The following is a 23416-nucleotide window of genomic DNA, read 5'->3' on the forward strand; positions in this document are numbered from 1 at the left end:
CCGTTCGTTACACAATTGAGCAACCATCGCAGCGTCTGGGAGCGACGCATGGACGGCTGGATCAATCTGGTAGACGATCTTAGTCGCCTGGCAATCCTGTCAACCGACGATCCTGAGTTTGTACTGCGGCTGGCCAGCGTGTGGCGCACCGTCGATCTGCTCACACCGATCGAAAGCTACTGGGCGTTCCCCGGCCGACGAGTATTCGGGGAGCTTCGACAATGGATCGAACGCGAAGAAATGAGCCGCGCGCATCAGGCGGCGCGTCGCATTCATCGCGTTCTGGCGGCCCGCACCTACCGTCACGACGCGAACACGCTCGACAGCGAAAACGAGCTTCCCTCTCAAATCGAAACCGATAGCGAACGACAGGCACAGCTCGCGCGCCCCTATTTTGAAGTGCTGATTGTCGATGAAATGTCGCCAAGCGAGGAAGACGCGCTGCGTCGCCGCGTTCAGCGCAAGCGCAGCCCAGATGACGACTTCATCTTCGATATCGTCATCGTGCCGAGCTTCGAAGATGCATTGATCGCGACTCTCGTCAACTTCAATCTCCAGGCAGTGGTGATTCGGCACGGCTTTCCGTTCCGATCGGCGAACCACAACGGCATGCTGCGCCGTTTTCTGGACGGAGTGGACGACAGCGTCGAGTCCATGCCCGAATCCGAGCGCGGCCCATTGCTTGGCCGCCGGATCGCGCAGATCCGCCCGGAACTTGACCTGTATCTCGTGACGGACGTGAGCGTCGAGGACATCGCCGCACGCGTCGGCGAGGTCTTCAAGCGAATCTTCTTTGGCGAGGAAGACCACCTCGAGCTATACGGCTCGATCATGAAAGGTGTCGCCGAGCGTCACCGGACGCCGTTCTTCAATGCCCTGCGCGACTATGCAAAGCAACCGACCGGGGTATTCCATGCACTGCCGCTCGCACGCGGCAAGTCGATCATGAACAGCAACTGGATCGGCGATATGGCGCAGTTCTACGGCATGAATCTCTTCATGGCCGAGACCTCCGCGACGTCGGGCGGGCTGGATTCGCTGCTCGATCCGAGCGGACCGCTGAAGCTCGCGCAAGAGTATGCCGCGCGTGCATTCGGCGCGCGTCGCACCTATTTCGCGACGAATGGAACGTCGACCTGCAACAAGATCGTCGTTCAGGCACTTGTCAGGCCCGACGACATCGTGCTCGTCGATCGAAATTGCCACAAGTCCCATCATTACGGGTTGGTGCTCGCAGGCGCACAGGTGGCATACCTCGACTCCTATCCGCTGGACGAGTACTCGATGTATGGCGCCGTACCCATCCGTCACATCAAAGAGACGCTGCTCGATTTTCGCCGCGCTGGAAGACTCGATCGCGTGAAGATGGTACTACTGACCAATTGTACGTTCGACGGCATCGTCTACGACGTCGAGCGCGTGATGATGGAGTGCCTGGCGATCAAGCCCGATCTCGTCTTCCTGTGGGACGAGGCGTGGTTTGCCTTCGCGCGCTGTCACCCGATCTATCGGCAGCGTACTGCGATGGCGAACGCGGCCAAGCTCGCCGATACGTTCAAGGACCCGGCCTACGCGAAACGCCACGCGGAGTTCGCCGCCACGCTCGACTGGAACGACGATGCACAGCTTCTGGACGCGCGCCTGCTTCCCGATCCGTCGCGCGCGCGGGTGCGCGTGTACGCGACGCACTCGACACACAAGACGCTCACCGCGCTGCGCCAGGGCTCGATGATTCACGTGTGGGACCAGGATTTCAAGGACAAGGCCGAAGAATCGTTCCATGAAGCGTACATGACGCATACGTCGACGTCTCCCAACTATCAAATCCTCGCCTCACTCGACGTCGGACGCCGTCAGGTCGAACTCGAGGGTTACGAATTGATCCAGCGCCAACTCGAACTCGCAATGAGTCTTCGCGAGCAGGTCAAGCAACACCCGTTTCTCAGTCGCTACTTCCGCTTCCTGCGCGTCGGGGACATCGTACCGCCTGCCTATCGAGAGTCGGCTGTCAGCAGCTACTTCAACGACGAGACCGGATGGAGCAATCTCGAAGCCGCGTGGCGTACCGACGAGTTCGTGCTGGATCCGACGCGCGCGACACTCGTCATCGGTTCGACGGGCATGGATGGCGACACGTTCAAAAACACGGAGTTGATGGATAAATACGGTATCCAGATCAACAAGACGTCTCGCAACACGGTTCTTTTCATGACGAATATCGGTACGACCCGCTCGGCAATCGCCTACCTCATCGAGGTCCTGGTGAAGATTGCACGCGATGTCGACGCGCGCGTGGTCGACATGAGCGCGGTCGAGCGGAGGATTCACGATAAACGGGTTCGTTCGCTGACACAGGAGCAACCGCCGCTGCCGGATTTCTCGCGTTTCCATTTCGCGTTTCGCGGCCGCAGTGTCGACGATCGCACCGAAACCCGAGACGGTGATATTCGCAGCGCGTTCTTCCTTTCATATGACGATGCAAATTGCGAATACATCGACATGAACGAAGCCGCTCGCGCGATTGCTTCCGGCCGCGAGCTCGTGTCCGCGCTGTTCGTGATCCCTTACCCGCCCGGTTTCCCGATCCTCGTACCGGGACAGGTCATCAGCCCCGAAATCCTTCAGTTCATGGCCGCGCTTGACGTGCGCGAGATCCACGGCTTCCGCGCCGAACTGGGCTTCCGAATCTTCACCGAGACGGCGCTCGAATGCGCGGCGCAGAGTACAGCCGCACGCGTTGCGGCCGCTCGTCAAGTCACGCCCACGCCATCGCAACAAGCATACGCCTGCGCCAAGGCGTAAAGCCCGGTGCTACCGAACTGAACCAAGACGCAGCAAAACGAAATCGAACAAGAATCGATACAAGGAGCGACAAGTGAGCAAATCTGTCAACAGCATCGCGGATCTCCTGCTGATGTTCCACCGCAACGAGCGTCCCATCTACTTCATCAGCGCAACGAACTTCAATCTGCTCGGCGTGGACAGATGGGTGAATCGATTCATGTACATCAACTACATCGACTGCTTCGACGGACGCCATCCGAACGTCTTTGTGCCGTCCGAATCGCCGCACGACGAATTCCAGTCGATCGAGGACATCAACAACCATCTGCTGGCGCACAAGGAGGTGATCGATCTGATCGAGCGTCGCGGTGGCCGACCGGTCGCGACATTCCTGATGTTCGACGAGAAGACGGAGGCGCTTGCGGAAGAGATCGGCCTGGATGTCTGGTTCCCCCCGGCCGCACTGCGGACCCGCTGCGACAACAAGATGGAGACCGTGCGCATCGGGAACAAGGCAGGCGTGCATTCGGTGCCGAACGCGCTCGAGAAAGTCGACAGCTACGCACACCTGCTGCAAATTGCCGATCGCAACGGTCTGGGCAAGGACCTCGTCGTGCAGTCCGCATTCGGAGACTCGGGCCACACGACGTTCTTCATCGCGTCGGAAGATGATTTCAACAAGCACAAGGATGAAATCGTCAGCGATCCCGAAGTCAAGATCATGAAGCGAATCAACTGTCGCGGTGCGACGCTCGAAGCGTGCGCGACGCAGTCCGGCACGCTCGTCGGCCCGCTCCTGACCGAAGTGGTCGGCGCTCGTGAGCTGACACCATACAAGGGCGGCTGGTGCGGCAACGAAGTGTTCCCGGGGGCATTCACCGAAGAAGTTCGTGCGAAGGCGCGCGAGATGGCGGAGAAGTTCGGCAACCAGCTCTTGAACGAGGGCTACCGCGGCTACTTCGACCTCGATTTCCTGATCGACGTCGATTCCGGCGAAGTGTATCTCGGCGAACTCAATCCACGTATCTGCGGTGCAAGCCCGATGACGAACCACGCGGCGTTCGCATACGCTGACGCACCGCTGTTCCTGTTCCACCTGCTCGAATTCTCCGGCGTGCCGTTCAATCTGAACGTGAAGGAGATCAACGAGCGATGGGCGCAGCCACACTTCATCGATTCGTGGTCGCAAGTCGTTCTGAAGTTCAACGATGACAAAGTCGACCAGGTCACGCACGCACCGGCAACCGGCATCTACCGCATGGCCGACGACGGCAGCGTGTCTTACCACCGTTTCGATTACCACCGCCGCGCGATCGACAGCGAACGCGAGGCATTCTTCCTGCGCATCACCGGCCCCGGCGACTATCGCTATGAGGGCGCGGACCTTGGCATCCTGATCACGCGCGGACGGTCGATGGATGACAACTTCCGGCTCAACATTCGTGCGCGAGATTGGGTGCGTGGACTGAAGAACTACTACGCCGGCAAACCACTCATGGCACCGACGCCGGACGCGGTGCCCACGCCCGGTTCGTTCAAGATCCTGTAAGGCACCGCCATGTCCATCAGTGTGTCGTTCCGCGCCATCGCCGAGGATATCCCCGGCGACAAATGGCGCGCGCTGTTCGAACACGCGTGGCCCAGCTATCGCGCATGGTTCCTGCGGAGTGGCGTAGCCGGCCGGCCCAGCTACCTCACGTGTCGGCGCGCACTACGCGAGCACATGCCCGAACTGGTTCCCGTCTGGGAGCGCCTCGTCGACCTCGCGGGAGGCGGCGACGTCGAGGCACGCTTCCTGTCGCTGTGGTGTCCTCCGCCCTACATTGCAGGATGCTCGCAGGGCGTATGGATTGATCCAGCCGGCCACGGAGAACCGATGCTGCTGCGCAATTACGATTTTGCGCCCGCGCTACTCGAAGGAAGCTGGCTTGCCACGCGCTGGGTGGGGCCGCGTGTCGCGGCAATGGTCGATTGCCTGTGGGGAGCGCTCGACGGCATCAACGAAAGCGGACTCGCCGTATCGCTCTCTTTCGGAGGACGTACCGTGTCCGGCGTCGGTTTCGGCATCCCGCTCGTGCTGCGGTACGTGCTCGAAACGGCACGGACAACTGCCGAAGCAGCAGCCATCCTGCAGCGCGTGCCGGTACATATGAGTTACAGCGTCACGCTACTGGATCGCCATGCAGATTGGGCCACCGTCTTCGTCAACCCGGATCGTCCCACCGAAATCACGCGTCGTGTCGCCGTCACCAACTTTCAGCATGCGGTCGAATGGCCCGAACATGCGCACGCGACCCGATCGAGAGAGCGGTTGACCGCCCTGCAAACGCATTGCCACATGTCCGGCACTGCCCAACAGGCGATTGATGCACTACTGTGCGAACCCCTGTATCAGGACGCATGGTCACGCGGCTACGGGACGCTCTATTCGGCTGTCTATCGCCCGTTGACCCTGCAGGCGGAACTCCGATGGCCCGACGAATGCTGGGCACAGTCGCTGACTGCATTCGAAGAAGGCTGTCGGCAGCCGGACTTACGGAAAGCGTCACGACGCTGATGCTGCCGGAAGCGACCACGTCGTATTTCGTCGCTTCCGGCATCAGTTCTTCGATGCAAAACATGGAGATTCAAAGTGAGAAAGAAAGGAAACGCCTCAGCCATTCACATCTTGATTGCAATGCTGATCGGCATCGCAGTTGGCTACATGATCTATACGCAATTTCCCGACAAGAAGGTCTCGACTGAAATTGCCGGCTACATCTCCCTCGTGTCCGACGTGTTCCTGCGGCTGATCAAGATGGTGATCGGGCCGCTGGTGTTCTCGACGCTCGTCGTCGGCATCGCGCACATGGGCGACGCGTCGTCGGTGGGGCGCGTGTTCGTGAAGGCGCTCGGCTGGTTCATCACCGCGTCGTTGATCTCGCTGCTGCTCGGGCTGTTCATGGCGAACCTGCTGCGGCCCGGCGAGAACCTCGGCCTGCCGCTGCCGGACATCGGCGCCTCGGCGAACCTCGCGACCTCCAAGTTCACGCTGAAGGATTTCGTCGGCCACATGGTGCCGAAGTCGTTCGCGGAGGCGATGGCGAACAACGAGATCCTGCAGATCGTCGTGTTCTCGATGTTCTTCGGCGTGGCGCTGGCGGCGCTCGGCGAGCGCGGCAAGATCCTCGTGGCCGCGATCGACCAGCTGTCGCACGTAATGCTGAAGATCACCGGCTACGTGATGAAGCTCGCACCGCTCGCGGTGCTGGCGGCGATGGCGTCGACCGTCGCGATCAACGGGCTGTCGATCCTGCTGAAGTTCGCGGTGTTCATGGGCGACTTCTACGTGAGCCTGTTCCTGCTGTGGAGCACGCTCGTGATCGCCGGCCTGCTGTTCCTCGGCCGTCGCGTGTTCAAGCTGCTCGTGCTGATCAAGGAAGCGTTCATGCTGTCGTTCGCGACGGCAAGCTCCGAAGCCGCGTACCCGAAAATCCTCGATGCGCTCGACCGGTTCGGCGTGCGCCGCAAGATCTCGAGCTTCGTGATGCCGATGGGTTATTCGTTCAACCTCGACGGCTCGATGATGTACTGCACGTTCGCATCGCTGTTTATCGCGCAGGCGTACAACATCCACCTGTCGCTCGGCACGCAGATCACGATGCTGCTGATCCTGATGCTGACGTCGAAGGGAATGGCCGGCGTGCCGCGCGCATCGCTCGTCGTGATCGCGGCGACGCTGCACCAGTTCGACATCCCGGAAGCGGGGCTGCTGCTGATTCTCGGCGTCGACACGTTCCTCGACATGGGGCGCTCGGCAACCAACGCGGTCGGCAACTCGATCGCGAGCGCGGTGGTCGCGAAGTGGGAAGGCAGCCTGCTGCCGGAAGCCGATGCGGAAGCGAACGCGGCCCGCATCGATGCCGAACTCGCCGCGACGCTTGCCCACCCGGCAGACGCCTGACACTGGTCACGCACGCTGTTCCGATCAATGCCGGTGGCTGTCTGCAGACACGCCACCCGCTTGGTACGCACGCCCGTTCGATCGAGATCGGCACCTGCCGGTGACGAACGTTCTCGAAGCCGGAACCGCAAACCGTCGGAACAGCGGCGTGCTTGACGGCCCCCCAACCGTCGCGAACGTGTGCTCGCGCGGAACGATCGGTCGGGGGCGCGAAACCGCTTCTGCCGGCCCCATGTCGGCGTGTTCACGCCGGTATCGGCGACGGACGTCCCTTCTCGACGACATATCTCACGCGCTCCCAGGCGTCGACATAGCGATGCGCAGGGGCGATCAATAGCTGTATGTCGTGGAACGTCACCAATTGCTCGATTGCTATACGTTCATCGACCAGGAGCGTCCATGGTTGCCCTTGCTCGACGCGTTGCATGCATTGCTCCAGCGCATCTTCAGCACGCTTGTACAAGCGTCGATCGACATCGTCTACCTCGATATCGCGCAAGAAGAAGGCGATGTAGGTGGTACCGAGCAATGTCATGAACTGGTCACCGTTTCCGTGACCGGAGCTCATCACCGCAAGCGCAAGGTGAAATCTCAGCGATAAACGTCGCACGTCCACCGAAGGCAGCGGAAGCAACATCGATTTCGTGAATGGCCGTCGGTCGCGTCGTGGAGGGTGACTCATGTTGAATCTGTCGAGAATTGGCTGATTATGTCGTGTGCAATCGCCTTGGCCTTGAACACCTTCTCGAGCACACTCGGCATGATCGGCGCGACAGTCAATGCGCCCGGCGATGTGCCGAGCAGGCCCGCGATGCTGCCGCCCTTCGCGCTGACAACCTCGGTGCCAAGCTTGAGCACGCCACCTTTCACCGGGTCACGCTTGATGATCTGCACGCGCTGCCCGGCCTGCCACGGACGCCAGGCGTCCTCCTTTGCGTTCGGGAAGTATTCCTTCAGCGCATTGAAGCGGTCGTCGTGGAACAGCATGAGCTGGCCGGCCAGGTATTCCACGAGCGGAAACTCGTCGACGCCCACGCGAATCATCGGCATCACGCCGCGCGTATTGGTGCTGTTCAGCTAGTCGAAGTACGAGTTTGACGACGTCCGTGTCGTCGGTCACGAGGAACGAGCTGCCCACCGGGAACGCACCGTATTCCGTGGCCTCAGGGATGCCGGACACCTGCAGTAGGTGCAGTGCGCCGCCGCCCGCACCAATGAAAACGAACTTCGCGTCGACGGCCTGCCGTGCGCCACTTGCGTCGCGCCTGCCCCACGAAACGTGCCACGTGCCGTCTTGTGTGGCGCGAGATATCAGGCTGCTGCCGCAAGTAGCCGACGAACTGCCGCGTGATTTCGCCGAAGTTCCCGTCGGTGCCGATCGGCGTCCAGGCGGCGGCGACCTTCTGCGAACGGTCGCGGCCTTCCATCATCAGCGGCACCCACTGCTCCTATCCTGGCCGCTGACTGATCTGTCGAACCTGCTGCCGGAGATGCAATTGCCCGGCACTATCGGCAAACCGGTCAGCGCTCCGAAAGAGGTCCGGTTCGACGCGCCTGCCGGGCCGGCGCGCTTGTGCTCATCGCCGACCGATCAGCAACCCGATCAACACCCCCACTCCGAGCGCAGTTGCCGCCGTTGTCCATGGACGATCGTGCACGTACTCGTTCGCGACACGAGCGGTCTTCTTCCCCTTCTCGACGACAATCACCTGCGCTTCCGCCGCTCTCTTCTTGACCTGCTTGAGTCGATCGCGAAGCGCCTCGCGCACGTTCTCGTCATCGAAAGCGTCAACGCCGTCATAACCCGCATCCTTCGCTGCTCGTTCCATTGCACCTTGCATATTTGCCGACGTCGTCATCACGATCTCCATTTGATGAATTGCATCCTGATTTCATTTCGAGCGCACATACCCGTCTTGTCGGCTCGGAGTCCTCTGTCGCCAACGCACAGTGATTGGAAATCCGACATGAACAACGTACCCAACCGAATTTTCCTCGGCAAGAGCTATGCGCATTTCGACTAACTCCATGACGCCTGCTATCCCGATGAGCCAGCGACGAATGCGTCACGCAACCGCTCGACGCACATCGATCTCCACACTGAGGGATCCGCCGCTTCCCTGCCTGCTGCACCCTTTGACTGGAGATGCGCCGTGATAATCCATGCCAGCAGCCAGCTTCACGTAATGTTCGTTGGGACAGATGTTGTTCGCGGGATCGAAGCCGACCCAGCCGAGACCATCCACGTACGCGCCCGCCCACGCATGGCTGGCCGCCTGTCGATCTTGGCCGTCCATCAGCAGATAGCCCGAGATATAACGGGCTGGAATACCGAGCCGGCGGGAGGCCGCAATGAAAACATGCGCATAGTCCTGGCAAACGCCCGTTCCGCCGGTCCATGCCGTCTCGGCATCGGTATCGACATCCGTGGCGCCTGTTGCAAATTCGAACCGGTCATGGATCGCCTCCATGAGGTCATGGAGCATCATCAGCTGATTCGATATGCCGGAAAACGACATCGCGAATTCTTCGAGCGCGCCCCCCGCCTTGGTCAACTGCGTTTCACGCAGGAACAGCCACGGATGGGCACAATCGTCGAGGTACCCCACCACACCCGTCATGTCGCGCGTCGTCACGTTTCCGGCAGATTCGATCACAATCTCGCTCGCGCTCGAAACATGGTCTGCAAGGTCGATTCGATTCCCGAATCCGTCGAGATACGTCAACCCGGGCGGCTTGCCATTGACCCGGATTTCCCAATCAACGACAGTCTGACTCGCACTCGACAGTGGATGAAGGCGCATGCGTTGAATGGCCTGCTGCACGGGCGCATCGTAGACATAGCGGGACGTATGAACAATCGAGAGTTGCATGATTGCGTTCAGTCGAAGTTGTACGCCTGGGCGATTTCGAGCCCCAGTCGGTGGTTGCGCCGAATGAATCCGGTCAGGAATTCGTGCAGGCCGTTCTTGAAGATGCGTTCGATCGTACTGTCGGACAGCGTCGTGAGCATCTGTGCGGCGGTGTCGTGGCACGCATGAGCAGCACCATGCTCTTTCACGAGCAGGTTGAGACTCGACATCACGCGGCCATAGCAATAGCGCAACGAGCGCGGCATGCGGCCGTTCAGGATCAGGTAGTCGGCGATGTTCATCGGCTTGTACTGCACGTCGTACACCCAGCGATACGAGTTGTTGGCCTCGACCGACCGCAAGATCGACTCCCAGTGATTGGTATCGAGCAGCGTGCCGACGTGCGACACCGACGGCAGCAGCAGGTGGTATTTGACGTCGAGAATCCGCGCGGTGTTGTCCGCCCGCTCGACGAACGCGCCGATCTGCGCGAAATCGAAGATCTCGTTGCGCAGCATCGTGCTGTAGAAGCTGCCGAGAATCAGCGCGGTTTCGCGCTTCACTTCGTCGAGCACCGCCGGCAGCCCGCTCTCCGGCACCGGCTGCGCGAGCGCGCGGCGCAGCGCGAGCCAGGCACCGTTCACGCTTTCCCATGCCTCGCGCGTGAGCGCCGTGCGCACCATCCGCGCATTCGAGCGCGCGGCCTCGATGCACGACAGCACGCTCGACGGGTTGTCGCGGTCGCGCAGCAGGTAGTCGGTCACGGTATCGGCGGCATACGCGTCGTATTTCTGACGATAGCCGTCGTCCGCGCCCGAGCTGACCAGCACCGACGACCATTCGGCCGGCGCGTCGGACGTGCGCGTAAGCGCCATCCGCAGCCCGGCATCGACGATGCGCGCGATGTTCTCCGCGCGCTCGATATAGCGGTACATCCAGTAAAGCCCGCTCGCAGTTCGTCCCAGAAGCATCTCGTGTCCACTCCGTGTTCGTTCGGTTCGCGCGCCGGCTGCGGCGCGCGTGCTCGTGCCCGGCTCAGTCGGCCAGCACCCAGGTGTCCTTGGTGCCGCCGCCCTGGCTCGAGTTGACGACGAGCGACCCCTCCTGCAGCGCGACGCGCGTGAGCCCGCCCGGCGTGATGCGGATCCGGTCCGACACCAGCACGAACGGCCGCAGGTCGACGTGGCGCGGCGCGAGGCCGGCTTCGGTCAGGATCGGCGTCGTGGACAACGCCAGCGTGGGTTGCGCGATGTAGTTCGCGGGCCGCGCGCGCAGCTTCGCGGCGAATGCCTCGAGTTCGGCCTTCGACGCGCACGGCCCGACCAGCATCCCGTAGCCGCCCGAGCCGTGCACTTCCTTCACGACCAGTTCGTCGAGATGGTCGAGCACGTATTTCAGGCTGTCGGCCTCGCCGCAGCGCCAGGTCGGCACGTTCTCCAGCAGCGCCTTGCGGCCCGTGTAGAACTCGACGATCTCCGGCATGTACGAGTAGATCGCCTTGTCGTCGGCGATGCCGGTGCCCGGCGCATTCGCGATCGTGATGTTGCCGGCGCGGTAGACGTCCATGATCCCGGCCACGCCGAGCACCGAATCGGGGCGGAACGTGAGCGGATCGAGGAATGCGTCGTCGACGCGGCGGTACAGCACGTCGATCGCCTGGAAGCCTTCGGTCGTGCGCATCGCGACGCGGCCGTCGACCACCTGCAGGTCGCTGCCCTCGACGAGGTGCACGCCCATCTGGTCGGCGAGGAACGAGTGTTCGTAGTACGCGGAATTGTGGATGCCGGGCGTGAGCACGGCGATGGTCGGGTTGTCGGCGTTGCCGCCCGGCGGGCACACGGCCGCGAGCGACTGGCGCAACATCTGCGGATAGGTCTCGACCGGGCGCACCTTGACCTGCTGGAACAGCTCCGGGAAGAGCTGCATCATCGTCTCGCGGTTTTCCAGCATGTACGACACGCCCGACGGCGTGCGTGCGTTGTCCTCCAGCACGTAGAACTCGTTTTCACCGGTGCGCACGATGTCGACACCGATGATGTGCGTATAAACGTTGCCGGGCGGCCGGAAATCGATCATCTCGGGGATGAACGCCTCGTTGTGCGCGATCAGGTGCTTCGGCACGATGCCCGCGCGCACGATTTCCTGGCGGTGGTAGATGTCGTCGAGGAACGCGTTGAGTGCCATCACGCGCTGCTCGATGCCCAGCGACAGCCGGCTCCATTCGGCGCCCGAGATGATCCTCGGCACGATATCGAATGGAATCAGCCGCTCGGCGGCTTGCGCGTCGCCGTAGACGGCGAACGTGATGCCCGTCCTGCGGAACACACCTTCCGCATCGTGGGCCTTCTGGGCGAGGCTCGCAGGGTTCTGCGTGTCGAGCCACGCCTTGACTCGCGAGTAGGGCTGGCGAACCTGATCGCCTGCCAGCATTTCGTCAAACGGTGCCATGGAATTTTTCTCTGTTGTCACGGGCAGCGGGAACCTTCACGGGTCCGGATACCGTTGCGTGTCGCATTAGTTGTCACCCTTTTCGAGCACGTTCTGCGTGAGCGCGACCGACGGAATCGTCGGTTTTAGCGACACGCGACGCGCACGGCCGCTCACCCACCGCCAGCCGACGACAAGCAGCAGTGCGACTACCGGAATCGACGCCACGGTGCAGGTTCCATTCGGATAGTCGAACGCCATCAGCACCAGCACGCCAAGCAGGAACAGCAGCGTGAGCCACGACGTGACCGGTGCTCCGGGCATCTTGAATGGCACGTCGTCCACGTCACCGCGTTTGACGGCCGCGCGGAACTTCATCTGACAGACGATGATGAAACCCCACGTGCTGAGGATGCCAAGCGACGCAACGTTGAGCACGATCTCGAACACGCTGGACGGCACCAGGTAATTCAGCAGCACACCCACTACATAGATCGCGACCGTCACAAGGATGCCTACATATGGCACCGACTGCGCGCTCATCCGCGACAGCGCCGCGGGCGCGGAGCCGCCCATCGCGAGCGAGCGCAGCACGCGCCCGGTCGAATACAGCCCCGAGTTCAGGCTTGACAACGCCGCCGTCAACACCACCATGTTCATCATCGAGCCGATGCCCGGCACGCCGAGCGCGCCGAAGAACGTGACGAACGGGCTCTGGCCCGCCTTATAGGCACTCCACGGCAACAGGCAGACGAGCAGCACCACCGATGCGACATAGAACAGCGCGATTCGCCAGATCACGCTGTTGATCGCGCGCGGCAGCACCTTGCGTGCATCCTTGCATTCGCCAGCGGCCGTGCCAACCAATTCGACGCCCGCGAATGCAAACACCACGCCCTGCACCAGCACGAGTGCTGGCATCAGCCCATGCGGGAAAACGCCGCCGTTGTCGGTGATCAGATGCATGCCCGTGTCATGGCCGGCGACGTGTCCACCCGTGCCCAGGATCACGGAGCCGATCCCGAGAAACAGCACGATGGCAGCGACCTTGATCAACGCAAACCAGAACTCCATTTCGGCAAACCACTTCACGCCGATCAGATTCATGGTGGCGACAATGCAGAGCGCGATCAATGCGAAGATCCATTGCGGAACGCCTGAGAACGGGGCCCAGTAATGCATGTAGAGCGCAACCGCAGTAATGTCGACGATCCCCGTCATCGCCCAATTCAGGAAATACATCCAGCCGGCTACGAAAGACGCCTTCTCGCCGAGGAACTCGCGCGCGTACGACACGAAGCTTCCGCTGCTCGGGCGATGCATCACGAGTTCGCCAAGCGCTCGCAGAATCAGGAACGAGAACGCGCCGCATACGAGATAGACGATCGCGAGCGACGGCCCTGCTACCTGAAGGCGTGCGCCGGCCCCGAGGAAAAGTCCCGTGCCGATCGCGCCGCCGATCGCGATCATCTGCACCTGTCGATTGCCCAGGGTCTTGTGATAACCAGCCTCGTGGGATTCCAGCCAGCTGCGTTGATCGGTTTCGCCCGTCGGCGACGGTTCGGGAATCGATGCCATGACTGTATCCTCCAATAATCAAAGAAATTCAATTCTTAAAGGCGCCGGTCATTTTTCCTATCATCATAGGTAGACACATGCAGCCGGATTTTCGCCGCCATATCGTGATTTCGGCACGCGGACAGTCGCGATCTGGAACATCTGACCGGAGCCTATTCAGTCGAAATTCGCCCCACAATTCCTATGCAAAAAATGACTAAAACACTTTGAAATCCGGCATGGCAAATATCCGGAAGGCACCCCGAAGACACGCGATCAACGGCGGGCCGGCGGCCTGTCGGCTGCAACACGAAGCGTTCGATCGAGCGAAATGTCCGCTGCCGCATTCGGCCCGGCAACGTACAGAGCGAAGTTCGCATCTTTCCCGCCAATGCGAAATTTATGTATAGCTGTACAAATCAATAGAGAATCAGTCGGACGACAAGATTTCGTCGAGCCTTAACCACACTGAAAGAAAAGACCGCCTCGAACCTGATCGAGAGGCCGTGGAGCTTCGCGACCCGGAGCGCGAAGAGGCGAAAGTGACGATGCTTCGATCGATCGCCCTGCATGAGCGACCGCTCGTCGCATCGGGAATTCGCCTTTTACGAACGTGTCCAGTTGAACGCGTCGTCACTCACGGCAAGTGCAGTCGCGTTGACGATTTGCCGGACCGTCGTCGCCGGCGTCAGGATGTGAACACGCCACCGAGCGCCGAGGACAACCTGGCCGGCTGAGATTCCTTGACCCGTTGAAATTCGCATCACATTGCGAATGACGTTGGCCATTTCGCCATCATGCGTCACGAGAATGTTTGCACTTGCGTCGAAATTCAACTCCGAGAGCGTCGGATCGAAGGTTGCGCATGGGAACGCCGAGCCGCTCGGCGCCCCTTCGCCACTCGCCATTCCTGAAACGCGCTCGTGGATCATGGCCAGCGCTTCGCACATCTTCTTTTCGCGCGTCGCGTCCGACGCACTCGAACCCAACCTCGGCACCAGCATGACCTGCGGCGAGACTCCCAAGCGACTCACTTCATCGACCCCGAGCCACGCAATTTCGGCGATTTGCTCGGCACCGGGATTGCTGTTCACAAGCGCATCGCAGATGAACAAGGGGCGCTCCGGCAACATGAGGGTCTCCATTAGCGCGAGCGTGTTGACGCCTTTGCGACGTCCGATCACGTCTCGCACGGCAATCAGATGACCCGCTCGGCGTCCGGCCGTCCCGCAAAGCATCGCGTCTGCGCGCCCGATCCTGAGCAGCATCGCGGCAAGCAGCGTGCGGCAACTGCGCAGTTCGACTGCGGCAAGTACGGGCGAGATGCCGTCACGCTGACGTAGCAAGCAGTAGCGTGCCACGGCGGCGTCGTGGATATCCGGATCAAGCGGGTCGACGATCTCGCAGTTCCCGCCCGGATCGAGACCGAGCTGGCAACGATCAATCACGTCCGCGATCACATCTGGCCTGCCAAGCAACACTGGCCTGGCGACGGACTCGTCGATCGCGCACTGGGCAGCACGCAACACGCGCTCGTCCTCGCCCTCTGCAAATATCACCGACTTCACGTTGGCCTGCCGGCCGGCAATCGCTGCCCGCCTCGTCGGACTCGAGCGGCCACTGACGGGCGAGAGACTTCGCCGATAGGCTTCCATATTCGCTATCCGTCGCCGTGCGACACCGCTTTCGGCAGCCGCCTTCGCCACGGCAGGCGCGACCACCTCGATCAACCTTCGGTCGAAGGCTTTCGGAATCAGATAGCGGGGACCAAAGCGCAACTCATGCGCATCATCTATTGCGGCAACCTCCTTCGGTATCTCCGCTTGCGCGAGTGACGCGATCGCGTGGACCGCGGCAAGCTTCATCTCCTCGTTCACTGTCATGGCTCCGGCATCGAGCGCGCCCCGGGCAATGAACGGCAGGCACATCGCGCCACTGATCTGGTTCGGATAGCTCGCGTGACGGGTCGCGATTATCGAGTCTGTCCGTACCGCTAGCACGGCCTCAGGCATGACCTCGGGCATCGCATCCGATATCGCGATGACGATCGGGTTGACCGCCATGACCTTGACCAGATCGGCCATCGCCACGCTGCCCGCCGACACCCCGACGAAGATGTCGGCGCCCGGCATCACGTCGGCTATCGTGCGCGCCCGGGTACCACGTGCAAATCTCGCCAGCCCCTGATCCATGCCCGCCACTTGGCCGATGTACACGACACCGGTCGTATCGCCGACAAAGATGTTTTCCCGCCGCAGCCCGAGGCTCACCGCCAGATCGAGATAGGCGAGCGCACCTGGCCCCGTACCTGAGCAGACGAGCCTCGCTTCGCTGATGCGCTTGCCGATGTATTCAAGCGCGTTCAGCGTCGCCGCCGCGGCAACGATCGCGACACCCTGTTGCTCGTCGTCGAGAACAGTCATCTTGACCTGGTCTCGACGCGCCTGATCGATGTAGACGCCATCTGGCTCATCGATGCTCTCCAAGTTGCTTCCTTCCCGCATTGCCCCGCCTCTTCCCGGATCAGGCATCGTCCATGCCAGTTCAGACTTGCTCGACCAGTTGGGACATTGTCCCAACCGATACGCGCGATGCCAGTTGCGGATAATCGATAATCGAACTTCGGTGAGGGCGAGGACCGTCGGCCTGCCCTTTCCCTGTCAGAGACTCCCGGCGGGCACCTTGGTCGGTCTGGTCAACCGCTCGGGGCGCAGAATCTCGTCGAGCTGCCCCTTCGACAGCAGCCCGCGCGCCAGCACGATCGCCGCTACGCTGCCGCCGGTTGCGTGTGCCTCCTGGGCGACCGATGTCGCATTGGCGTAGCCGATATAAGGATTGAGCGCAGTGACGATCCCGATCGAATTCTCGACCGTGGCGCGCAAATGCTCACGATTTGCGGTAATCCCCGTCACGCAGCGGCTCGCCAGCGTCAGGCATGCATTCTTCAGGTGCGTGACGCTCTTGAACAGACTGTGCGCAATGATCGGTTCGAAAGCGTTCAGTTGAAGCTGCCCGGCCTCCGCTGCGAAGCTGACAGTCAGATCATTGCCAATGACTTCGAATGCCACCTGGTTCACGACCTCCGGGATGACCGGATTGACCTTGCCAGGCATGATGCTCGATCCGGCCTGAACCGGGGGCAGGTTGATCTCGCCCAGGCCCGCTCGCGGGCCGCTCGACAAGAGCCGTAGGTCATTGCAGATCTTCGAGAGCTTGACCGCCACGCGTTTCAGCACACCCGACAGTTGAACGAATGCACCACAGTCTTGTGTCGCTTCGATCAGATTCGGCGCGGTGACGAGCGGAATGCCGGTCAGCTCGACGAGCCGGGCGAGCACGAGCGGCGCATAGTCGGGATGTGCGGTGATGCCGGTGCCGATTGCCGTCGCCCCCATGTTGATCTCGCAGATCAGCATGACTGCCTCGGCGAGCCGATCCTGATCCTCACCAAGCATCACGGCGTACGTACCGAACTCCTGGCCGAGCGTCATCGGTACTGCGTCCTGCAACTGCGTGCGTCCCATCTTGAGGACATCGGCGAACTCTTCCGCCTTTTCCGCGAACGCTTGGCGCAGCACACCCATCGCGTCGATCAGTCCGTGGATGCCAAGATAGGCAGCGATTCGCAAGGCCGAAGGGTAGACGTCGTTCGTGCTCTGCCCGATATTCACATGATCGTTCGGATGCAGGTGCTGGTAATCGCCACGCTCGTATCCAAGCCGCTCGAGCGCCCGGTTCGCGATGACCTCGTTCGCGTTCATGTTCGTCGACGTACCCGCGCCGCCCTGGATCACATCGACCACGAACTGATCGTGCAGCGCGCCGGCTCGCACGTCCCGACACGCCCCGACGATCGCATCGCAGCGTTCACCATCAAGGAGTTCCAGTTGATGATTCGCCAGCGCAGCCGCCTCCTTGATGAACGCGAGCGCGTTGATCAGATCGGGATAGATCGAAATCGGCGTGGATGTAATCGGGAAATTCTTGACTGCCCGAAACGTGTGGACTCCGTAATAAGCACTGGACGGAACTTCGCAGTCGCCCAGCAGATCATGCTCCGTTCTCGTTGGTAAGACTGACATTTTTTTCTCCGCTTTAGACGATCACTGGTTTCCGGAGACTAACCAGCCGAATTTCGATCGAGCGAGAACTATGCGCAATCGGAATAAGGACACAGCAAATCGTGCAAGGGCAGTGGATTCATTCGACACCGTGACCTGACCGCGGGAGCACTCTGCCTCGCGGCAGATACGGCAATCAGGTGCCAGTCGAGTGCGCTGAAGTGAAGCGACACCCGCATCAGTGTGCGAACCCGTCGGCATGACTCACCGGTCACGCCGACGCCCATCCTCATCGAAAGTCAACGAGAAACCGCAAACCAATCGATCGCCTTGCCGTCAATCCCGACGCATGGCACTGAGTTTTTGGTGACACCACCTATGCTATTTTCGACTGACCTATAACCGATCCTTGCATCAGACCGTCGGCGAACAGGCGGCGATCGCAACCGTACAGCGGCACGTCATCGGCTCCGGGGCGGACCGTGCACCGCCCACGCCATCGGCATCCGATCTCTCGCACGACGCGGGCATCGGCCGCAAACGCCCACACGACAAGCCTCTCAGCGATTTCCGTCGCCGCGCATCCGTGCCCGGTTCTCTTCAGGAGTCGCATAAAAAGCGTCACTTCGGTGTCCGCGGCGCACTTTCAAATGAAAAACCTTTTATCGTCTTCCTAAGGGTGCGCGTTCACGACTAGAGCTTTCCCTAGACTTGAAGTCCCCCTCCATTCGCGATTAAATAAATCACGTTGATTTAATTAATCGGAAGAACTCCAACTGGGGGAGACGATTGAGGCACCATCAGGCTCGGGGCAGTCGTACGACGCCCATCGGCCATATCGACACGCGCGTGATGCAACGCCCGTGCGATCGACGGCCACACATTTCCGCTTCGATCGGCGCGCGCGACGACAACCCGCGCACGTCCGGCCGCGCTGGCGCATACGCGCCGGCCCGCATGCTTCCGATACGTCCACCCGCACCCGCGCATCCCCACCCGCTGCGCTGACGGTCTATGCGCCAGACGCTAACGATCACGACAACATCAGAAGAACGGAGCGAGACAAGTCATGTCCCAATCGGTATCCAAGCCCGCATTGCTGGAAATGCGCGGCATCAGCAAGACCTTTCCGGGTGTCCGCGCCCTCGACAACGTGTGCCTGTCAGTCAGGGCCGGCGAGGTCCACTCGCTGATGGGTGAAAACGGCGCCGGCAAGTCGACGTTGATGAAGATTCTTTCAGGCGCGTACCAGGCCGATCCGGGCGGCGAAATTCTCGTCGATGGCATACCGTCGGTCGTTGACGGTCCGCTCGCCGCGCGCACGCTCGGAATCGCGGTGATCTATCAGGAACTCAGCCTTGCACCAAACCTGACGGTCGCGGAGAACATCTACGTCGGCCGCGAGTTGCGGCAACCCGGCCGCGGCTTCCGGACCATCGACCGCGCTGCGATGGAACAGGGCTGCGAAGCCGTGCTGACACGCCTGGGCGCCTCGTTTGGCCCGCGCACGGTGGTAGGCACGCTGTCGATCGCCGAACAGCAACTCGTCGAGATTGCACGCGCCATTCATGCGCGTGCTCGCATCCTCGTGATGGACGAGCCAACGACGCCATTGTCGTCGCGCGAAACCGACCGACTGTTCGAACTGATCCGGCAACTGCGCGCGGAAGGTCTCGCCATCATCTACATCAGCCACCGGATGGCCGAGATATATGAACTGTCCGATCGCGTGTCGGTACTGCGTGACGGCACCTACGTCGGCACGCTGGAGCGCGATGCGCTCTCCGCCGACAGTCTCGTGCAGATGATGGTCGGACGCGACCTTTCCGGCTTCTACAAGAAAGAACACACCGCATACGACCCGGGCAACGTCGTGCTGTCCGTGCGCGACATCGCCGACGAGACGCGCGTGCGCGGCTGCAGCTTCGACCTGCATGCCGGCGAGGTGCTCGGCATCGCCGGGCTGGTCGGGGCCGGACGCACCGAGCTCGCCCGCTTGATCTTTGGCGCCGAGCCGCGCACACGCGGCGAGATTGCGATTGCAGGGAAAACGCTGGCGATGCGTACGCCGCGGGAAGCCATCGATGCGGGCCTCGTCTACCTGACCGAGGACCGCAAGCGTCTCGGCCTGTTTCTCGACATGAGCGTCCACAACAATATCAACGTGTCGGTCTGCAATCGCGATGCTCGCCGCGGCGGCGTGCTCGATCTCGCCGAAGGAGCCCGACGTGCGCGTGACGCCATTGCGTCGCTGTCGATCCGCGTGCCGCACGCGAAAGTCAATGCGGGTGCGCTATCGGGCGGCAATCAGCAGAAGGTACTGCTGTCGCGCCTGCTCGAGACGAAACCGCGCGTGCTGATCCTCGACGAGCCGACCCGCGGCGTCGACATCGGCGCGAAATCCGAGATCTACCGAATCATCAACGAGCTGGCGTGTTCCGGCGTCGGCGTGATCGTCATTTCGAGCGAATTGCCCGAAGTGATCGGGGTCGCCGACCGCGTACTCGTCATGCGCGAAGGCGAATTCGTCGGCGAACTCGGTGGACATACCGGCAAGGCCATCACCCAGGAAGGCGTGATCGGGTTCGCTACCGGATCGCACCCGGCAGCGAGCGAAGCCGCACAACCGGCGGCATGACGAGATTCCACACTACACGGAGGAGAACATGAGCAACACAACCAAAGGGCCGATCGCGTCGGCCCCGCAAACGTCCAAGCAGCCTCGGCAACACAAGCAGGCCGCGCGCCAGCAACGCATGCAGAACCTCGTTCGCACCGCCGGCATGCTGCCGGTTCTGCTGGTCCTCTGCATCGGCTTCGGATTCCTGACCGACGGCTTCTTCACGCTGCAGAACCTGTCGATCGTCACCCAGCAGGCCTCGATCAACATCGTGCTCGCCGCCGGCATGACCTTCGTGATCCTGACGGGCGGCATCGACCTGTCGGTCGGCTCGGTGCTCGCCGCATCGGCCGTCGCCGCGCTGCTCGCCTCGACCATCCCCGGCTGGGGCTGGCTCGGCGTGCCCATCGCGCTCGCCGTCGGCCTCGTGTTCGGCGCGATCAACGGCGGCCTGATCTCGTTCCTGCGCCTGCCGCCGTTCATCGTCACGCTCGGCGCGATGACGGCCGTGCGCGGGGTCGCCCGCCTGATCGGCAACGACACGACCATCTTCAACCCGCAACTGCCGTTCGCGTTCATCGGCAACGGCACCATCCTCGGCGTGCCATGGCTCGTCGTGATCGCCTGCGCCGTGATCGCGCTGTCGTGGTTCATCCTGCGCCGCACCGTACTCGGGATGCGGATCTATTCGGTCGGCGGCAACCCGGAAGCCGCACGGCTGTCGGGCATCAACGTGCGGGCGATCCAGCTGTTCGTATATGCGGCGTCGGGCCTGCTCGCCGGTCTCGGCGCGGTGATGTCGGCCGCGCGCCTCTACGCGGCCAACGGCCTGCAGCTCGGCCAGTCGTACGAGCTCGATGCGATCGCCGCGGTGATCCTCGGCGGCACGAGCTTCGTCGGTGGCGTCGGCTCGATCGTCGGCACGCTGATCGGCGCGCTGATCATCGCGGTGCTGACCAACGGCCTCGTGCTGCTCGGCGTATCCGACATCTGGCAATACATCATCAAGGGGCTCGTGATCATCGGCGCGGTGGCACTCGACCGCTATCGCCAGCGCGACTCGGCTCGTACCTGACACGCATTCCTCACCGTTCAACCATCGGGGCGCGGGCAGGTCCTCCTGCGCCCGTTCGCCAACGGACCTTCCGGAGACACAACGACATGTTCAAGCACCAAGCCGCCCTGACCGCCGTCGCCTGCGCGCTCGCCTTCGGCGCTGCCGCCGCCCATGCAGCCGACAAGCCGCTGAAATCGATCGGCGTCACGGTCGGATCGCTCGGCAACCCGTACTTCGTCACGATCGTGAAAGGCGCCGAAGCGCGCGCGAAACAGCTCAATCCGAACGCGAAGGTCACCGCGGTATCGGCCGACTACGACCTGAACAAGCAGTTCACGCAGATCGACAACTTCATCTCCGCGCACGTCGACATGATCCTGCTCAACGCGACCGATCCGAAGGCGATCGAGCCGGCGGTGAAGAAGGCGCAGGCGGCCGGCATCACGGTCGTCGCGGTGGACGTCGCGGCCGCCGGCGCGAACGCGACCGTGCAGACCAACAACGTGAAGGCCGGCGAGCTGGCGTGCGACTACCTCGCGAAGAAGCTCAACGGTAAGGGGAACGTGATCATCGAGAACGGCCCGCAGGTGTCGGCCGTGATCGATCGCGTGAACGGCTGCAAGGCCGCGCTCGCGAAGAATCCGGGCATCAAGCTGCTGTCGAGCGACCAGGACGGCAAGGGCTCGCGCGAAGGCGGGATGAACACGATGCAGGGTTACCTGACGCGCTTTCCGAAGCTCGACGGCGTGTTCACGATCAACGACCCGCAGGCGATCGGCAGCGATCTCGCGGCGAAGCAGCTGAATCGCCCGAACGTGGTGATCACGTCGGTCGACGGCGCGCCGGACATCGAGGTGGCGCTGAAGTCCAACACGCTCGTGCAGGCGTCGTCGAGCCAGGATCCGTGGGCGATGGCGCAGCAGGCCGTCAACGTCGGCTACGGAATCATGAACGGCCAGAAGCCGGCCAACCCGATGATCCTGATCGAGCCGGCACTGATCACGCGCGACAACGCAAAGAGCTACAAGGGCTGGACCTCGCCACGCTGAGCGAGAACACGAGCGCGTCGAGATCCGGTCCGATGCCCGCCCGTCCGCTGCCTGCACCACCCATTCGCGGGTGACGCAGGAAAGCGGTGCGCCGAGCCGCGCGGACCTGATCCGATGTACCCATACGGAATCGACATGACGAAAAACCTCCCCCGCCTCGTCGTCTTCGGCGAAGCGCTGACCGATTTCATCCTTGAAAGCGACGGACGGTGGCGCGCCGCCGCGGGCGGCTCCTGCTGGAACGTGTCCCGCGTTGCGGCTCGTCTGGGTGTGCCGACCGGCTTTGCCGGCACTGTCAGCCGCGACCTGTTCGGCGACACCCTCGCCTCGTCGAGCAGGGAGGCCGGGCTCGACATGCGCTTCATGCGCCAGGTCGAACGCCCGCCGCTCCTCGCCATGGTGACGTCGAAATCGCCGCCGGCGTACTTTTTCGTCGGCGACAACAGCGCCGATCTCGCGTTCGACGCCCAAACGCTGCCGGCAGGCTGGATGGAAGCGGCACAGATCGTCCACTTCGGGTCGCTCGGCCTCGTTCGGCAACCGCTCGCGGCGCATCTGCTGGAGGTTGCCGCCGCGGCCGATGCCGCAGGCAAATGCATTTCGTTCGACCCGAACTATCGCGACGAGATGGAGGGGCCAGCCTATCGGGCCACGCTGCGTGAGATGACGGGGCTCGCGCGCTACATCAAGGTGTCCGACGAGGACTTGCACGGGCTGTTTCCGGAGCTGGACGAAGCCGACGCGCTCGCGCAACTCCGTGCGTGGGCACCCGAGGCCACCATTCTCGTCACGCGTGGTACCGACGGCATGCAGTTGCTCGAGCCGGACGGCACCCTGTTTCAGCCCGCGTTCGCGACTGTCGTCGCCGATACCGTGGGGTGTGGCGACGCATCCATGGGCGGCTGGATGGCGAGCCTGCTGACACGACCGGATGCACCGGCGGTGGACCATCTGCGGTTCGCCGCCGCGTGCGCGTCGCTGACGTGCGCACGGCACGGCGCGTATGCGCCGACGCCCGACGAGGTCGACGCGAAACTTCGCGCTTGACGAAACTACAAGGAGAATC

18 protein-coding genes and 1 pseudogene are annotated in these 23416 nt (G+C 62.2%); 9 read left to right on the plus strand and 10 right to left on the minus strand.

Annotated features, from left to right (window positions below; genetic code table 11):
- Positions 1–48: 48 nt before the first annotated feature.
- From AC1Z3W_RS14410 to AC1Z3W_RS14425, 4 genes are all read left to right on the plus strand, one after another.
- The gene (locus AC1Z3W_RS14410; RefSeq protein ID WP_483507797.1) at positions 49–2802 is read left to right on the plus strand and encodes an aminotransferase class I/II-fold pyridoxal phosphate-dependent enzyme; all 2754 of its coding nucleotides are present in this window, start codon (positions 49–51) and stop codon (positions 2800–2802) included.
- Positions 2738–4333: a biotin carboxylase gene (locus AC1Z3W_RS14415; RefSeq protein ID WP_082664968.1), complete on the plus strand. Its 1596-nt coding sequence runs from the start codon at positions 2738–2740 to the stop codon at positions 4331–4333. The genes AC1Z3W_RS14410 and AC1Z3W_RS14415 overlap by 65 nt, the downstream gene beginning before the upstream one ends.
- 9 nt (positions 4334–4342) lie before the next feature.
- Complete coding sequence (locus AC1Z3W_RS14420; RefSeq protein ID WP_082664967.1) at positions 4343–5341, plus strand: C45 family autoproteolytic acyltransferase/hydrolase; 999 nt, start codon at positions 4343–4345, stop codon at positions 5339–5341.
- A gap of 75 nt (positions 5342–5416) precedes the next feature.
- Positions 5417–6727: a dicarboxylate/amino acid:cation symporter gene (locus AC1Z3W_RS14425; protein WP_483507798.1), complete on the plus strand. Its 1311-nt coding sequence runs from the start codon at positions 5417–5419 to the stop codon at positions 6725–6727.
- A gap of 244 nt (positions 6728–6971) precedes the next feature.
- Here AC1Z3W_RS14425 and AC1Z3W_RS14430 read toward each other — a convergent pair whose 3' ends face one another.
- The 10 genes and pseudogenes from AC1Z3W_RS14430 to aspA form a co-directional block, all read right to left on the minus strand.
- Positions 6972–7364, minus strand: a complete 393-nt coding sequence (locus AC1Z3W_RS14430) for a hypothetical protein (protein ID WP_057923765.1) — start codon at positions 7362–7364, stop codon at positions 6972–6974.
- 41 nt (positions 7365–7405) lie between these two features.
- Entirely contained in the window at positions 7406–7777 is a 372-nt protein-coding gene (locus tag AC1Z3W_RS14435; RefSeq protein ID WP_483507799.1) for a malate:quinone oxidoreductase, read from the minus strand.
- Positions 7778–7880: 103 nt separating this feature from the next.
- Positions 7881–8157 (minus strand): annotated as a pseudogene (locus AC1Z3W_RS14440) (malate:quinone oxidoreductase); the annotation flags it as partial.
- Between the two features lie 147 nt (positions 8158–8304).
- Positions 8305–8598, minus strand: a complete 294-nt coding sequence (locus AC1Z3W_RS14445; RefSeq protein WP_057923768.1) for an ElaB/YgaM/YqjD family protein — start codon at positions 8596–8598, stop codon at positions 8305–8307.
- 195 nt (positions 8599–8793) lie between these two features.
- Positions 8794–9600 (minus strand): transglutaminase family protein, encoded by an 807-nt coding sequence (locus AC1Z3W_RS14450; RefSeq protein WP_483507800.1) that lies wholly within the window; start codon positions 9598–9600, stop codon positions 8794–8796.
- Between the two features lie 8 nt (positions 9601–9608).
- The gene (locus AC1Z3W_RS14455; protein WP_483507801.1) at positions 9609–10550 is read right to left on the minus strand and encodes an alpha-E domain-containing protein; all 942 of its coding nucleotides are present in this window, start codon (positions 10548–10550) and stop codon (positions 9609–9611) included.
- Between the two features lie 64 nt (positions 10551–10614).
- Positions 10615–12027: a circularly permuted type 2 ATP-grasp protein gene (locus AC1Z3W_RS14460; RefSeq protein WP_483507802.1), complete on the minus strand. Its 1413-nt coding sequence runs from the start codon at positions 12025–12027 to the stop codon at positions 10615–10617.
- 66 nt (positions 12028–12093) lie between these two features.
- On the minus strand, positions 12094–13584 hold the full coding sequence (gene ansP, locus AC1Z3W_RS14465) for an L-asparagine permease (RefSeq protein ID WP_057930242.1): 1491 nt from the start codon (positions 13582–13584) through the stop codon (positions 12094–12096).
- Between the two features lie 584 nt (positions 13585–14168).
- Positions 14169–16049 (minus strand): phosphate acyltransferase, encoded by a 1881-nt coding sequence (locus tag AC1Z3W_RS14470; RefSeq protein WP_483507803.1) that lies wholly within the window; start codon positions 16047–16049, stop codon positions 14169–14171.
- 174 nt (positions 16050–16223) lie between these two features.
- Positions 16224–17645: an aspartate ammonia-lyase gene (gene aspA / locus AC1Z3W_RS14475; protein WP_483507804.1), complete on the minus strand. Its 1422-nt coding sequence runs from the start codon at positions 17643–17645 to the stop codon at positions 16224–16226.
- A gap of 388 nt (positions 17646–18033) precedes the next feature.
- Here aspA and AC1Z3W_RS14480 point away from each other — a divergent pair, with 388 nt between their 5' ends.
- The 5 genes from AC1Z3W_RS14480 (at position 18034) to AC1Z3W_RS14500 (ending at position 23397) form a co-directional block, all read left to right on the plus strand.
- Positions 18034–18321, plus strand: a complete 288-nt coding sequence (locus AC1Z3W_RS14480) for a hypothetical protein (protein ID WP_483507805.1) — start codon at positions 18034–18036, stop codon at positions 18319–18321.
- 372 nt (positions 18322–18693) lie between these two features.
- The gene (locus tag AC1Z3W_RS14485) at positions 18694–20262 is read left to right on the plus strand and encodes a sugar ABC transporter ATP-binding protein (RefSeq protein ID WP_057930239.1); all 1569 of its coding nucleotides are present in this window, start codon (positions 18694–18696) and stop codon (positions 20260–20262) included.
- 28 nt (positions 20263–20290) lie between these two features.
- Positions 20291–21319, plus strand: a complete 1029-nt coding sequence (locus AC1Z3W_RS14490) for an ABC transporter permease subunit (RefSeq protein ID WP_483507806.1) — start codon at positions 20291–20293, stop codon at positions 21317–21319.
- A gap of 86 nt (positions 21320–21405) precedes the next feature.
- Positions 21406–22350: an ABC transporter substrate-binding protein gene (locus AC1Z3W_RS14495; RefSeq protein ID WP_483507807.1), complete on the plus strand. Its 945-nt coding sequence runs from the start codon at positions 21406–21408 to the stop codon at positions 22348–22350.
- A 135-nt stretch (positions 22351–22485) separates the two neighbouring features.
- Positions 22486–23397: a carbohydrate kinase family protein gene (locus AC1Z3W_RS14500; protein ID WP_124835530.1), complete on the plus strand. Its 912-nt coding sequence runs from the start codon at positions 22486–22488 to the stop codon at positions 23395–23397.
- Positions 23398–23416 lie beyond the last annotated feature (19 nt).

It is taken from the genome of Burkholderia sp. 10_S31 (assembly GCF_056930375.1).